Annotated in this window: 11 protein-coding genes and 1 pseudogene; 9 read left to right on the top strand and 3 right to left on the bottom strand. The window is 72.9% G+C overall.

Annotated elements, in window-relative coordinates; translation table 11 throughout:
* Positions 1-102: pseudogene (locus AB0O36_RS36490) on the top strand (guanylate kinase); the annotation flags it as partial.
* Between the two features lie 50 nt (positions 103-152).
* Here the strand turns inward: AB0O36_RS36490 and AB0O36_RS36485 are convergent.
* Positions 153-1823: an AMP-binding protein gene (locus AB0O36_RS36485; protein WP_365118183.1), complete on the bottom strand. Its 1671-nt coding sequence runs from the start codon at positions 1821-1823 to the stop codon at positions 153-155.
* A 120-nt stretch (positions 1824-1943) separates the two neighbouring features.
* On the opposite strand from AB0O36_RS36485, the gene AB0O36_RS36480 reads away from it, so the two are divergent.
* The 6 genes from AB0O36_RS36480 (at position 1944) to AB0O36_RS36455 (ending at position 7515) form a co-directional block, all read left to right on the top strand.
* Positions 1944-2744 carry an alpha/beta fold hydrolase gene (locus AB0O36_RS36480; RefSeq protein ID WP_365118180.1) on the top strand — a complete coding sequence of 267 codons (801 nt, stop codon included), beginning with the start codon at positions 1944-1946 and terminating at the stop codon, positions 2742-2744.
* On the top strand, positions 2741-3487 hold the full coding sequence (locus AB0O36_RS36475; protein ID WP_365118177.1) for a glucose 1-dehydrogenase: 747 nt from the start codon (positions 2741-2743) through the stop codon (positions 3485-3487). The genes AB0O36_RS36480 and AB0O36_RS36475 overlap by 4 nt, the downstream gene beginning before the upstream one ends.
* 79 nt (positions 3488-3566) lie before the next feature.
* Entirely contained in the window at positions 3567-4805 is a 1239-nt protein-coding gene (locus AB0O36_RS36470) for a pyridoxal phosphate-dependent aminotransferase (RefSeq protein ID WP_365118175.1), read from the top strand.
* Between the two features lie 7 nt (positions 4806-4812).
* The gene (locus AB0O36_RS36465) at positions 4813-6381 is read left to right on the top strand and encodes a tryptophan halogenase family protein (protein ID WP_365118173.1); all 1569 of its coding nucleotides are present in this window, start codon (positions 4813-4815) and stop codon (positions 6379-6381) included.
* 47 nt (positions 6382-6428) lie between these two features.
* Positions 6429-6908 carry a flavin reductase family protein gene (locus tag AB0O36_RS36460; RefSeq protein WP_365118171.1) on the top strand — a complete coding sequence of 160 codons (480 nt, stop codon included), beginning with the start codon at positions 6429-6431 and terminating at the stop codon, positions 6906-6908.
* A 25-nt stretch (positions 6909-6933) separates the two neighbouring features.
* Positions 6934-7515, top strand: a complete 582-nt coding sequence (locus AB0O36_RS36455) for a helix-turn-helix domain-containing protein (protein ID WP_365118169.1) — start codon at positions 6934-6936, stop codon at positions 7513-7515.
* Here AB0O36_RS36455 and AB0O36_RS36450 read toward each other — a convergent pair.
* Both AB0O36_RS36450 and AB0O36_RS36445 read right to left on the bottom strand, forming a co-directional pair.
* Positions 7481-10216 (bottom strand): SpoIIE family protein phosphatase, encoded by a 2736-nt coding sequence (locus tag AB0O36_RS36450; RefSeq protein WP_365118166.1) that lies wholly within the window; start codon positions 10214-10216, stop codon positions 7481-7483. The genes AB0O36_RS36455 and AB0O36_RS36450 overlap by 35 nt on opposite strands.
* Before the next feature lie 93 nt (positions 10217-10309).
* A complete protein-coding gene (locus AB0O36_RS36445; RefSeq protein WP_365118163.1) occupies positions 10310-10900 on the bottom strand; it encodes a hypothetical protein in 591 nt (196 codons plus the stop codon).
* Between the two features lie 180 nt (positions 10901-11080).
* Here AB0O36_RS36445 and AB0O36_RS36440 point away from each other — a divergent pair, with 180 nt between their 5' ends.
* Positions 11081-11794, top strand: a complete 714-nt coding sequence (locus AB0O36_RS36440; protein WP_365118160.1) for a M15 family metallopeptidase — start codon at positions 11081-11083, stop codon at positions 11792-11794.
* A 161-nt stretch (positions 11795-11955) separates the two neighbouring features.
* The gene (locus AB0O36_RS36435) at positions 11956-13782 is read left to right on the top strand and encodes a VanW family protein (protein WP_365118158.1); all 1827 of its coding nucleotides are present in this window, start codon (positions 11956-11958) and stop codon (positions 13780-13782) included.
* Positions 13783-13887 lie beyond the last annotated feature (105 nt).

Raw genomic sequence — 13887 nt, 5'->3', positions numbered from 1 at the left:
TTCCCGAGCAGTCTCAAGAACCGGGATAATCGCTTCATGGCAGCAGAGGTTCGTCCGCGGCTGACCGTGCTCTCCGGCCCCTCCGGGGTCGGCAACAGCACTCGGGCCGCCGTCCGGCCGCTGCCCCGCGGGGCCCGTACGTCCCGCACGCCTCAGGCGTTTGCCGGGCGCTCCCGCCGCGAGAGCCGCAGCGCGTTCTTGTCGATCTTGCCCACCGGGGTGCGGGGGAGGTCGGCCACGACGATCAGCTCGTCCGGCAGCTTGTACGGCGCCAGCCCGCGGCCGCGGATGTGGTCCCGGAGCGTACGCAGCGAGAGCGCGTCCGACGCGGGGCCGGCATCCCCTGCGGCGCCTGCGTTCGCGTCGCCGTTCGCGCCGGTGCCCGCACTGAGCACGACGAACACGCAGAGCCGCTCGTCGAGTTCCTCGTCGGGGATGCCCACCACCGCGGTGTCCCGGACCAGCGGATGCGTCAGCACGTGGCCCTCCACCTCCTCGGCCGAGACCTTCTCGCCCAGGTGGTGGATGATGTCCTTCAGCCGGCCCTCGATGATGACGTTGCCGTCGCCGGTCATCCGGGCCAGGTCCCCGGTGCGGTAGAAGCCCTCGCTCGTGAAGGAGCGGCGGTTGTGCTCCGGCGCTGCGAAGTAGCCGCGGATCGTGTACGGGCCGCGGGTGAGCAGTTCGCCGGTGACCCCGGGGGCGACCTCCCGGTCCTCGGTGTCGACGATCCGGATCTCGTCGTCCGGGCACACCGGCCGGCCTTCGGTGCCGAAGACGGTCTCCGGCGGGTCGTCCAGGCGGGTGTGGGTGATCAGCCCCTCGCCGATGCCGTACACGTTCAGGATGCGGCACTTGAGGCTGTCGCTCACCCGCTCGGCCGCGGCGGGCCCGAACTTCGAGCTGCCCACCTGGATGGTGACCGCGCTCATGTCGACCGGAGTGCTCTGCGCCGCCTCCGCCCACAGCAGGGCCAGGGCCGGCACCAGTGTCGTGAGGGTGACCCCTTCCCGCTCGATCAGCGGGAAGACCAGGTCGGGGCTGGGGTTGGCGGCCAGGACGGCCTTTCCGCCCAGGACCAGCGCGCCGAGCGCTCCCGGGCAGCCCAGGGCGGCGTTGTGCGGGACGGGGTTCGCGGCGAGGTAGACCCCGCTGTCGTCGAACTCCACCACCGCGGCACAGGCGGCGATGTTGTAGGCGTAGTCGTCGTGGGTGCGCGGGATCAGCTTCGGCACTCCGGTGGTGCCGCCCGACAGCAGCAGCAGCGCGACCTCGGAGGCGTCGACCGGAGGCAGCTCGCGCGCCTCCACCCGGGCGAGCTCGGCCAGCGGGGTGAACTCCTGCGCGTCTCCCGTGATCACGACGTGCTGCAGGCCCGGGGCGTCGCGGCGGACCTCGCGGGCGAGGTTGCGGTAGTCGAAGCCCTGGAACCTGTCCTGGCCGACGTAGGCCACCGCCTCCGAGGAGCGCACCAGGTGGAGGATTTCGTCGCGGCGGTGGCCGGGCAGCGCCATCACGGGGATCGCGCCGATGGTGAACAGGGCGATGACGGTGGTCAGGAAAGAGGTCCGGTTCGGGAGGTGCACCACCACCCGGTCGCGGCGGCCGATGCCGAGCCCGAGCAGGCCGGCCGCGATCCGGTCGGCCTCGGCGAGCAGCTCGGCGTAGGTGGTGCCGCCCGTCGCGTCGACGGCGGCGGTCTTGTCGGGGGTGCGTCCGGCGCGCTCGTCCAGCAGCTGCCGCAGCGAACGCCCCTGCCAGTAGCCGGCGCGGCGGTAGCGTTCGGCGAAGTCGGTCGGCCAGGGCACGAACCCGTCCAGCATGTGTCCTCCTAGAGTGCGACGCGTTCAGGTTCGGCCAGGAGCCGGGGGCCGGTGCCGCGCCCGACAGAGCTTTGACAGATTGCCGCGGGCGGGCCGGGGGGTTCGGTGAAGCTCGGTGGCGTGAATCGGATACCAAGGCGCGACCGGGGCTGGTTGCGGGACCTCAACAGCGTGGAGAGCCCGGCCGGGCGGATGGTCTGCCTGCCGCACTCCGGGGGATCGGCGGTGGCCTACCGCCCGTGGTCCCGTTCGGTGCCGGCGGACCTGTCCCTCATGGCCGTGCAGTACCCGGGGCACGCGGACCGGCTCGGCGAGCCGTTCGCGGGCGGCATCGCCGAGCTCGGGGCGGGCGTGGCCGGGGACCTGCTGCGGCTGGATCCGGCTCCCTGCGTCCTGTTCGGGCACAGCCTGGGCGCCCTGGTCGCGTACGAGACCGCGCGCGTGCTGCAGGAGGCGGGCAGCCCGCCGGCGTACCTGTTCCTGTCCGGTGCCCCGGCGCCCTCGCAGCACCGGGGCGGGATCACCCACGAGGCCGGCGACGAGGAGCTGTGGGACGCGCTGTGCGGGCTCGGCGGGATGGACCCGGCGGTCGCGGCGGACACCGAGCTGCGGGACCTGATGCTGCCGGTCCTGCGGGCGGACATCGCGCTCAGCCTGGCCTACCGGCCGGCGCCGGACGCCGTACCGCTGAACTGTGCGGTCCGCTGCCACTACAACACCGAGGACCCGCTGGTGGACGCCGAGCGGATCTCGGCCTGGGCCGAGGTCGGCACCGGCCCGTTCAGCGTGCGGGCCTGGCCCGGCGGGCACTTCCGGCTGTTCTCGGACCCGGCCGCGGCGATCGGTGACATCGTCACCGCCCTCGCGGGGGCAGGGGTGGCGGTCGGCGGCGTCGGGGCCGGAGCGGGGGGCGCGCGATGACCCTCGCCGGGAAGTCGGTGGTGATCACCGGTGCGGCCACCGGTATCGGCCGCGGGATCGCGGAGTCGGTGCTGAAGGCGGGTGCCGACGTCACGGTGGTCGGGCGGCGCGAGGAGCCGCTGCGGGAGCTGGCGGACCTGTACGGCCCCTCCGTGGCGGTCGTGGCCGAGGACGTCTCCGCGCCCGGTGCCGCCGAACGCATCGTCGCGGCGGCCACCGGGCGCTTCGGCCGGCTCGACGCGGTGGTCAACAACGCGGGCCTGGCCCGGTTCGGCCCGATCGAGGAGTCCGGCCCCGAACTGTTCGACGCGATGTTCGCCGTGAACGTCCGCGCTCCGGCCGAGCTGATCCGGTGCGCGCTGCCGCAGCTGCGGGCCCACGGCGGCAGCGTCGTCAACATCTCCTCGGTCGGGGCCGTGCTGTCCATGCCGGGACGCGCCTTCTACGGGGCCACCAAGGCGGCGGTCAACAGCCTGACCCGGTCCCTGGCGCGGGAACTCGCTCCGGACGTACGGGTGAACGCGGTCCTGCCCGGCCCGGTGGACACCCCGATGTGGAACGAGACCGGCCTGGACGCGGCCGACACCGGGAAGCTGCGGGCCGGCCTGCTGTCCTCCACGCCGATGGGCCGGTTCGGCGAGGCCGGGGAGATCGGCCGGTGGGTGTGCCTGCTGCTGGACACCGAGCTGTCCGGCTGGGTCACCGGAGCCCTGGTGCCCGTCGACGGCGGCCGCACGGCATGACGCCCGCCGGCCGACCGCGGAACGTGACGCTCTCACTCGATTTCTGACGGGCATTCAAGACATGCAAGGGGTAGGAAAGTTGAGTCCAGACATTCTGTCCACCGCCGAATCCATTCCTTCGTCCTGCCTGCACCGGATCTTCCGGGCAGCCGAGGCCCGGGAGGAGGAGACCGGCACCGAGGTGGTGAAACTGCACGTAGGCGACCCGTACTTCGACCCGGCCGGCAATGTCGCCGACGCCTTCGTGGACGCCGTCCGGCGGGGCGACACCAAGTACACCGGGGTGGAGGGCCTGCCCGAGCTGCGCGCGGCCGTGGTGGAGAAGCTCCGTACGGACAACCAGGTGGACAGCGCCGTCTCCCGGCTGCTGATCTCCCCCGGTTCGTGCCAGGGCCTGGCCGCGCTGCTCCAGTCGCTGGCCGAGCCGGGCGCCGAGATCCTGCTGCCGGAACTCCACTGGCCGGTCCACCTGCAGCAGAGCCTGCTGGCCGGTTTCCGTCCGGTACTGTACCCGCTGGGTGCCGACTTCCGGCCCGATCCGGAGGCGATCGCGGCCGCCGCGACCCCGCGCACCCGGGTGCTGCTGATCAACTCCCCCGCGAACCCGACCGGTGTCGTCCTGGACCGCGGGGAGCTCGGCGCCCTGCTGGACCTGGCCCGCGCCCGCGGCTGGCACGTCATCAGCGACGAGGCGTACGAGCACTTCCTGTACGAGGGCGAGCACGTCTCCACCGCTTCGCTGGAGCGCGACGTCCCGGTCGGCGAGCGCATCGTGCACAGCGTCTTCAGCTTCTCCAAGAGCTTCGCGATGACCGGCTACCGGCTGGGCTACGTCGCCCTGGCCAACGACAAGGCCGCCGACGTCATGAAGGTCAGCCAGGAAGCCAACATCATCGGCACCTCGACCCCGGTGCAGTACGCGGGGATCGCCGCGCTGCGGAGCCGGGCCGAGGCCGCCGGGCTCAACCGCAAGCTGGTGCAGCACAACCGGGACGTGCTGCTGCCCCCGCTGGTGGAGGCGGGCCTGCTGCGCGAACTGCCGGCCGGCGGCTGGTACGCGATGCTCGACGTGGAGCGGACCGGCCTGGACGCCGAGACCTTCGCGGAGCGGTTGCTGGAGAGCAAGGGCGTCGCGGTCGTGCCGGGCAACGGGTTCGCCATGCGTCCGCAGCTCGACGCGCAGGGCCGGATCAGCTCCCACGACTACGCGCCCTGGGCGCGGCACCTGGTCCGGATCGCGTTCTGCGTGGATCCGGAAGCGCTGGAGACCGGCGTGCGCAAGATCCTGGAGTTCGTCGACGAGTCCGGACGGAAGTGAGGCAGTCATGGCCAAGAGTGTTGTCATCGTCGGCGGCGGAACCGCGGGATGGATGACCGCCTCGTACCTCAAGGCGGCGTTCGGCGACCGGCTCGCGATCACGCTGGTCGAGTCGAAGAACGTGCCGACCATCGGCGTCGGCGAAGCCTCCTTCAGCACCATCCGGCACTTCTTCTCCTACCTCGGACTGGCCGAGCGGGACTGGATGCCGGAGTGCCACGGCACGTACAAGCTGGCGATCCGCTACGACAACTGGCGGGAGGAGGGCCACCACTTCTACCACCCCTTCGAGCGGCCGCGGGTGGTCGACGGCGTGTCCCTGGCGGACTGGTGGGTGCACAAGCGGCCGAGCGCCGACTACGACCGGGACTGCTCGGTGATCGCCGCGCTCTGCGATGCCAAGCGATCGCCCCGGATGCCCCACGGCAACAGCCTCATGGGCTTCGACTTCGGCAGCGCGACGGACGACCCGTCCCGCTCCACCATGGCCGAGCAGGGCAACCAGTTCCCCTACGCCTACCAGTTCGACGCGACGCTGCTGGCCCGGCTGCTCACCCGCTACGGCACCGACCGCGGGGTCCGGCACGTGCTCGACGACGTCGTCGACACCGCCGTGGACGAGCACGGCGACATCTCGTACGTGCGCACCAAGGAGAGCGGCGACCTCACCGGCGACCTCTTCATCGACTGCACCGGCTTCCGCGGCATGCTGCTCAACCAGAAGCTCGGCGTGCCCTTCCTCTCCTACCAGGACACCCTGCCGAACGACAGCGCGGTCGCCCTGCGCGTGCCCATGGAGATGGCCGACCAGGGCATGGGGCCGTACACCCGCGCGTCGGCCCAGGCCACGGGCTGGATCTGGACCATCCCGCTGTTCGGCCGGATCGGCACGGGCTACGTCTACGCGAGTGACTACTGCACCCCGGAGGAGGCCGAGCGGACGCTGCGCGCGTACGTGGGGCCGGCCGCGGAGGACCTGACCGCCAACCACATCCGGATGCGGATCGGCCGCAGCGAGAACTCCTGGGTGAACAACTGCGTGGCGATCGGCCTGTCCAGCGGCTTCGTCGAGCCGCTGGAGTCGACGGGGATCTTCTTCATCCAGAACGCCATCGAGCAGCTGGTGAAGCACTTCCCCGGCGGCCGCGACGACGCGGTGATGCGCCGCTCGTACAACCGTCAGGTGGCCAACGTCATGGACGGCGTACGGGAGTTCCTGGTGCTCCACTACGTCGCCGCCAAGCGCAGCGACAACGACTACTGGCGGGACGCCAAGACCCGCACCATGCCGGACGCGCTGGCCGAGCGGATCGAGCAGTGGAAGGTGAAGCTGCCCGACGCGGACACCGTCTTCCCCTACTACCACGGCTTCGAACCGTACTCGTACACCGCGATGATCCTGGGCCTGGGCGGTCTGGACCTGAAACCCCGGCCCGGCCTGGCGCTGATGGACGACACCTCCGCGACCAAGGAGCTGCAGCTGGTCCGCGACCAGGCGGCCTCCCTGGTCGAGCAGCTTCCGACGCACTGGGACTACCTGGCGCACATCCACGACCGGAAGGGTGTCCGCTCCTGAGCGCGGGCGTACGGACACCGGTGGACCCGGCGGAGTTCCGGTCCCTCATGTCCAGGCATCCGGCCGGGGTCGCCATCGTGACGACCACGGCCCCGGAGGGCGAACCGTGGGGGATGACCTGCTCGTCGGTGGCGAGCGTGGCCCTGCGGCCGCCGACCCTCCTGGTGTGCCTGCGCGCGGAGAGCCCGACGCTGGCGGCACTGCTCCGGGTGTCGGCGTTCGCGGTCAACCTGCTGCACGACCGGGCCGAGCCGGTGGCGAACCTGTTCGCCTCCGGCTCCCCGGACCGCTTCGAGAAGGTGGAGTGGGCCGTGGCGCCGGAGTCGGGGCTCCCCCATCTGACGGAGGACGCGCACACGGTCGCGGACTGCCGGGTCAGCGCGACGCTGCCGGTCGGGGACCACGTGGTGGTGTTCGGGGAGGTGCTGCGGGTGGAGGCGCGGACGGACGGGCCGGTGAGTCCGCTGCTGTACGGGATGCGGCAGTACTGGTCGCTGACGGCTCCGGGAGGCGACGGTGAGCGGTAGCGGTCCCGCGAACGGGAGCGGGAGCGTGCACGAGGGTCCGAAGGCGCGGATCCCCGACTGTCCGCTGGCGCGGACGGTCGGGGCCGTGGGCCCCTGGTGGACGCTGGAGATCCTGCACGAGCTCTTCGACGGCCACACCCGGTTCGAGGCGATCCGCCGGAACCTGGAGATGGACGCCGGCGTGCTGGCGGAGCGCATGTCCTCCCTGCTGGCCAGGGACCTGGTGGCGGGCGTGGAAGACGGCCCGGTCTCCGGGGGCCGGGTCTCCGGCGGCCCGGATGCCGGCGGTCCGGAAGCCGAGGGTGCGGAAGCCGGGGTTGCGGCGGCCGGCAGCGCGGACCCCGAAGGCCCGGAGTACCGGCTGACCGGCCGGGGACGTGCGCTGCGCCCGCTGATCCTGGTCATGGCCGCCTGGGGCAACCACCTGCTGGCACCGGAGGACCGCAGTCTGGTGCTGGTCGACGCGGAGACGGGAGCGGAGGCGGACCCGGTCGTCGTGGACCGTCTCACCGGCCGCCGCCTGGACACGGCCGGCTACGTCTTCGCCCCGGGCCCCGCGGCGAGCGGCCCGATCACGGCCCGCTATCCGGCGGTCCCCCGGCGGTGACGGGCCCGCCGGCGCCGGGGAGCTCCCGGCCGCCGGGTTCCTGGCCGAGGAGTTCTGGGCCGAGCGGTTCCTGTTCGGCCCAGATCACCTTGCCCTGGGGTGTGTAGCGGGTGCCCCAGCGTTCGCTGAGCTGGGCCACCAGGAACAGGCCGCGGCCGCCCTCGTCGGTGGTGGCGGCGTAGCGCAGGTGTGGGGCGGTGTTGCTGCCGTCCCACACCTCGCAGGTCAGGGTGCGGTCGTAGAGCAGGCGGACCCGCACCGGGGCGGTGCCGTGCCGCAGGGCGTTGGTGACCAGCTCGCTGAGGATCAGTTCGGTGGCGAAGCCGAGTTCCGCCAGGCCCCACTCGTCGAGCTTCTTGGCCGCGGCGTTCCGTACGGTGCCGACCTCGCTCGGGTGGTACGGCACCTCCCATTCGGCGACCCGGTCCGGGCCGAGGGTACGGGTGCGGGCGATGAGCAGGGCCACGTCGTCGGTCGGCCGGTTCGGCAGCAGGAGGTCGAGCACGGCCCGGCAGCTCTCCTGCGGGTCCCGGTCGGGGGCGCTGAGCGCGGCGCGGAGCCGTTCCAGTCCCTCGCCGATGTCACGGGTGCGCTGCTCGACCAGTCCGTCGGTGTACAGGACGAGCTGGCTGCCTTCCGTCAGGGTGATCTCCACGTTCTCGAACGGCATGCCGCCCAGTCCCAGCGGGGGCCCGGCCGGCAGTTCCACGATCTCCGTCGCGCCGTCGGGGGCGACCAGCAGCGGCGGCAGGTGGCCGGCCCGGGCCATGGTGCAGAGCCGGGAGACCGGGTCGTAGAGCGCGTACAGGCAGGTGGCGCCGAGGACGCCGCCGTTCGGGTCGCCGCCGTCGTCGTCCCGGTCGTGGTCGATGCGCTGCACCAGGTCGTCGAGCCGGGCGAGGATCTCGTCGGGCGGCAGGTCCAGGCTGGAGAAGTTGTGCACGGCGGTCCGCAGCCGCCCCATGGTGGCCGCGGCGTGCAGGCCGTGTCCCACCACGTCCCCGACGACCAGGGCGACCCGGCTGCCGGGCAGCGGGATCACGTCGAACCAGTCGCCGCCCACCCCGGACTGGGCGGGCAGGTAGAAGTGCGCGAGGTCCACGGCGCTCTGCTCGGGCAGGGCGCGGGGCAGCAGGCTGCGCTGGAGCGTCTCGGCGAGGGCGTGCTCCCGGGTGTAGCGGCGGGCGTTGTCCATGCTGACCGCGGCCCGTGCGACGAGTTCCACGGCCAGCGACAGGTCGTCCTCGTCGAAGGGCTCGGGTTTCTCGGACCGCCAGAAGTTGACCACTCCGAGGACGACGCCGCGGGCGGCGAGCGGGGCGGCGATGAGCGAGTGGATGCCGTAGTCGACGATGGCCCGCGTGCGGGGCGGGTCCTGGGCGTGCCAGCCCGGGGCGTCGGACAGGTCGGTCACCAGCTCGGCCCGGCCGGTTCCGTAGCCGCGCGCCTGCGGGGTGGAGGGCAGGAAGTCGATCAGTCTGCCGAGGGGGTAGAGGGGGGCGTCGGGGTGGATGCCGCTGACCGCGGTGCGCCGCATGTCGGCGTCCGCTCCGGGCTCGTCGCCCTTGAGGACCGGGTCGGCGAGGTCCACCGTGACGTAGTCGGCGAACTGGGGCACGGCGACGTCGGCGAGTTCCTCGGCGGTCCGGACCACGTCGAGGGTGGTGCCGATGTCGCCGCCGGCGTCGTAGAGCAGCTTGAGGCGCCTGCGGGCCGCCTCCGCCCGGCTGGTCAGGATCTGCATCTCGGTGGAGTCGCGGATGGTGACCGCGCTGCCGGCGGCCCGGCCCCGGGTGTGGGTGGGCCGCTGGTTGACCACGAGCAGCCGGTCGCCGCACTCGAGTACCTCGTCGGTGGCCGTACGGCCGGACAGCAGCAGGTCGGCCATGCCGCTGTCGAGGCCCGGGACCTCGTCGATCCGGCGTCCCTCGGTCTCCTCGGGGAGTCCGAGGAGGCGTTTGGCCTCGTCGTTCGCCAGCAGCAGCCGCCCGTCACCGTCCGTGATGACCACGCCCTCGCGGACGGAGTGGAGCACCGAGTCGTGGTGCTCGTACATGCGGGTCATCTCCTGCGGGTCCAGGCCCCCGGTCTGCCGGCGCAGGCGTCTGCTGATCAGGGCCGTGCCGATGGTGGCCAGGGCGAGACCGGTGGCGATGGCCAGCAGGATGACGGGGAGCTGGCGGTTGACGACCCCGGTGACGTTCTTGACCGTCATGCCGGCGGAGACCAGGCCGACGACCTTGCCGTCCTCCCCCTTGACCGGCACGACCGCCTGGATCTCCTTGCCCAGGGGGCCCTGCACGCTCTCGGTGTGGACCTTCCCGCCCAGCGAGGGCCCGATGTTGCCGACGAAGCGCTTGCCGATGCGGTCGGGCTTGGGATGGCTGTAGCGGATGCCGTTGGTGTCCATCACCACGATGAAGTCCACCCCGGCGGCCTTGCGCGTGCTCTCGGCCAGGGGCTGCAGGACGGCCGACGGATCGGAGCTCCGCAGGGTGTCCTGCAGCCCGAGGGAGTGCGCGAAGGTCTCGGCTACGGAGACCGACCGGTTGCGTGCCTCGCGGTCGCTGTCGTGCCGTGACTGGAGGACCAGGGCCAGCAGCGCGCTGGCCGCGAGCAACACCACGATCGCCACCTGGAGGACGAATACCTGTCCGGCGACGCTCCTGAACCTGATGCCTAGCGGTGACCGCACCGGCATGCCCGGCACGGGTGGCGGGTAAGGGTCACGAACCCAGTTGTAGCACTTCCGGGCCGTCACGGCTCCCGCCGACCGCGCGCGTCGCGGTGCCCGTCAGCGGTACCGGGCGGCTTCCGCGGCGAAAGGCGCCGCGTGCGCGGCGACCGAGGCGATCAGGGCGACCCACGAGCCGTCCGTGAATTCGAGGTCCATGCGACCCCTCTGGAGTACGCCCCTGGGGTTGACCCGCAGGGCGGCGACGGCCGGCCGGGGCGATTCCCACGCCTGCCGCATCACGGGGGTGAGCTGCCACGGCGGGGACACGTCGGCCAGGGTGAGCCAGCGCCGGTCGGTGACGGCGATCAGGCCGCCCGTGGCCGAGCCGCGGGCGTTGGCGAGGCTGACGCGGAAGTGTCCGGCCGCGCTCTGCCAGCCGCCTTCCATGCTCTTGCCGTGCATCAGGCGGGTGCCGAGCTCGTCCACCGCGTCGGGCAGGCGGTCGACCGCGTCGGCGGCCGCCGCGGGCCCGGACCGGCGGGGGTCGAGCAGCCGGGACTTGGCCAGCCGGCGCAGCGGCTCCGGGAGCTTCTCCTCGATCCGCCGGTGCAGATCGGAGGGCGGGGGCGGAGCGAGCAGCTCCTCCGGGGGGCGCGGGACTCCCGGGCCCAGTTCGAAGGAACACACCGCGATCAGCTGCTCCCCCATGTGCACGTACGGTCGTACGTGTTCACGCCTCTCCGCGTCCGCGTTCAACGGGCGTGCTCCTCTTCCTGTCGCTCGTACCTGTCCGTTCCGGCATTCTCGCCGACGTCCCTTCGTTCATGATCATCGGGGTCGGGTCGCGCCGGGGTGTCGACATATCGGCTTTCCTCTACTTTTGGTCGTGTGGACCGGCGTACGGGTGCTGCGGACCGGCGTTCCCGCCCTGCGGACCGGCGCAAAACCGCCCTGGCCCTCGCGGCCCTGCTGTGCGCGGCCGTCCCGGCGTGCACGGCCGGTCCGCCCGCGCCGGCGGCGGTGGCGGCACCGCCGGCCCTCGCGGCCCGGGTCACGCCCGTCCCTCCCGACCGGCTCGCCGGGAGCCACCACCCCGGCTGCCCCGTCCCGGCGGACCGGCTGCGGCTGATCCGGATGAACCACTGGGGCTTCGACGGGAAGGTCCACCGCGGGGAGATGGTGGTCCACGAGAGCGCGGTGGAGCCGGTGCTGAAGGCGTTCGGGAGCGCCTTCGAGGCCCGGTTCCCGATCCGCCGGATGCGGGTCATGGCGGCCTACGGCGGCGACGACCCGGCCGCGATGGCCGATGACAACACCTCCGCCTACAACTGCCGGCCCGTGACGGGACGGCCCGACAGGCGCTCGCAGCACTCCTACGGCGACGCCGTGGACGTCAACCCGCTGGAGAACCCCTACGTGGACCGCACCGGCACCGTCCACCCGCCCGGGGCGGACGGACACCTCGGGCACCGGGACGCCGCCCGGCCGGGAGTGCTCGTGGCGAGCAGCGCCCTGACCAGGGCCTTCCGCGAGGCGGGCTGGGAGTGGGGCGGCCGCTGGAGCCCCCCGGACTACCAGCACTTCTCCCGCAACGGGCGGTGAGCGGGCCCCCTCGGCCGACCCGTTCGCGCGCCCGTCCGCCCGTCCTGCGCGCCGTTCCACCGGTCGTGAGAACGGGCACATTTTTCATCCATTTGGTCCGAATTGCCGCATGCTGGATCCTTCCGGACAGGACGCCGACACGCCGAGGGCACGGGAGAGACATGCGACGCGTACAGCGCTGGAAGGGCAACTGGCGGATGGCTCTGCCCCTGGTGGGCGGGGCCGTCGTGCTCGGAGTGGGCGGCCTGTACGCCACCGGTCTGATCATCGGCGGGGACACCATCGCCGAGGGCACCCGGGTGCGCGGCGTGGACATCGGCGGCATGAGCCGCGCCGAGGCCGAGACCGCCCTGAACCGGGGGCTCGGCGGCGCGGCGACCGCGCCCATGAGCCTGCGCATCGGCGACCGGGTGGAGCGGGTCTCCCCCGCCTCCTTCGGGCTGTCCTTCGACGCCGGGGCCACCGTGGACCGTGCCGCCGGGCCCTCCGGCTCGGGACCGTTCGAGGTCATCGGCCGGGTCGTCGCCCCGAAGCGGGGCGGCGAGGTGGAGCCGGTGGTCCGGGTGGACGGGGCCGCGAGCGCGGCCGCGGTCAAGCGGCTGGGCGCCACCGGGCAGCCGGTCCGCGACGGCTCCGTGAGCTTCGAGGACGGCACCGCCCGTGCCACCTCGCCCGTCACCGGCGTCGCCCTGCGGGCGGACCGGGCCGCGGACGCCGTACGCGCCGCCTACCTGGACCCGCGGACCGCCTCGGCCCCGGTGGAGCTGCCCGTGCGGCGGACGGCTCCGGCCGTCGGTGCGCAGGAGACCGAACGGGCCATGCGCGAGTTCGCCGAACCGGCCATGTCCGCGCCGGTCACCCTCACCGTCGACGGGCAGTCCATATCCCTGACCCCCGCGGTGCTCGGCAAGCACCTCAAGGTCGAGGCCGACGGCCGCGGGCGGCTCGTACCGGAGCTGGACTCCAAGGGCCTGCTGGCGGACGGCGCGGTCGCGCGCCAGGTCGCCGCGGCCACCACCGAGCCCCGCGACGCCACCTTCCGCGTCGACTCCGCCGACCGTGCGGTCGTCGCCACACAGGCCCGCACCGGCCTGAAGGTAGACGAGGGGGCCCTTGGCAACGCCGTGATGCCGCTGCTCACGCGCACCGGCGCGGACGCCCGCACCGGCGAGCTGCCCGCCACCCGCGTCCAGCCGAAGCTGACCGCCGAGGAGGCTCAGCGGCTCGGCATCAAGGAGAAGGTGTCCTCCTTCACCGTCCGGTTCCCCTCCGCGCCGTACCGGACGACCAACGTGGGGCGCGCCGTGGAACTGATCGACGGTTCCCTCGTGCTGCCGGGGCAGACCTGGAGCTTCAACGACACGGTCGGCGAGCGGACCCCGCAGAACGGCTTCGTCGACGGAATCATGATCAACGACGGGCGGTTCGTGAAGTCGCCCGGCGGCGGCGTCTCGGCCGTGGCGACCACCATGTACAACGCCGCGTTCTTCGCGGGCGTCAAGCCGGTCGAGCACGGGGCCCACTCGTTCTACATCGAGCGCTACCCCGAGGGCCGCGAGGCCACCGTCGCCTGGGGCACCCTGGACCTGCGCTGGCGCAACGACACCGGGCACGCACTGTACGTCCGGGCGCAGTCCACGGACACCTCGGTGACCATTTCCCTGCTCGGCACCAAGAAGTACGACGAGATCCTCGCGACCAAGGGTCCGCGGAAGAACCCGGTGCCGCCGGCGAAGCTGACGGGCAGCGGGCCGACCTGCGAGGTGCAGACTCCGCTGGAGGGCTTCGACGTCTCCGTGGACCGGGTGTTCGTACAGGGCGGCAAGGAGGTCCGGCGCGAGACCTACGAAACGCACTACACGCCGCGTGACGAGATCACCTGCGAGCCCGCGACCCCGGACGCATCGGCGTCGCCGTCGCCGTCGGCCACGCCGTCCGCCGGGGGCACGGGCACGGGTACGACCGCGGCCGCGGCCGGGCGCGGCTGACCCCTTCCGGGTACGGAAAAGGGGCGGCGCCCCGGGGGGCAGGGGCCCGGGCCCCCCCCCGAGGCGGCCGCGCGGCCCCCCGGGGCCCGACAGCCCCCGCGCCCC

The sequence above is a fragment of the Streptomyces sp. NPDC089799 genome (assembly GCF_040684755.1).
Taxonomy (GTDB): domain Bacteria; phylum Actinomycetota; class Actinomycetes; order Streptomycetales; family Streptomycetaceae; genus Streptomyces.
The sequence above is the reverse complement of the archived record's forward strand: the minus strand, read 5'-3'. Positions and strand labels throughout refer to the sequence as shown.

What these genes read in the sequence shown, in the direction of transcription:
- AB0O36_RS36485 (WP_365118183.1), bottom strand. Translation starts at nt 1,823, where the DNA reads ATGCTGGACGGGTTCGTGCCCTGGCCGACCGACTTCGCCGAACGCTAC.
- AB0O36_RS36460 (WP_365118171.1), top strand. Translation starts at nt 6,429, where the DNA reads ATGTCCAGGCATCCGGCCGGGGTCGCCATCGTGACGACCACGGCCCCG.
- AB0O36_RS36445 (WP_365118163.1), bottom strand. Translation starts at nt 10,900, where the DNA reads ATGGGGGAGCAGCTGATCGCGGTGTGTTCCTTCGAACTGGGCCCGGGA.
- AB0O36_RS36465 (WP_365118173.1), top strand. Translation starts at nt 4,813, where the DNA reads ATGGCCAAGAGTGTTGTCATCGTCGGCGGCGGAACCGCGGGATGGATG.
- AB0O36_RS36435 (WP_365118158.1), top strand. Translation starts at nt 11,956, where the DNA reads ATGCGACGCGTACAGCGCTGGAAGGGCAACTGGCGGATGGCTCTGCCC.
- AB0O36_RS36450 (WP_365118166.1), bottom strand. Translation starts at nt 10,216, where the DNA reads ATGCCGGTGCGGTCACCGCTAGGCATCAGGTTCAGGAGCGTCGCCGGA.
- AB0O36_RS36475 (WP_365118177.1), top strand. Translation starts at nt 2,741, where the DNA reads ATGACCCTCGCCGGGAAGTCGGTGGTGATCACCGGTGCGGCCACCGGT.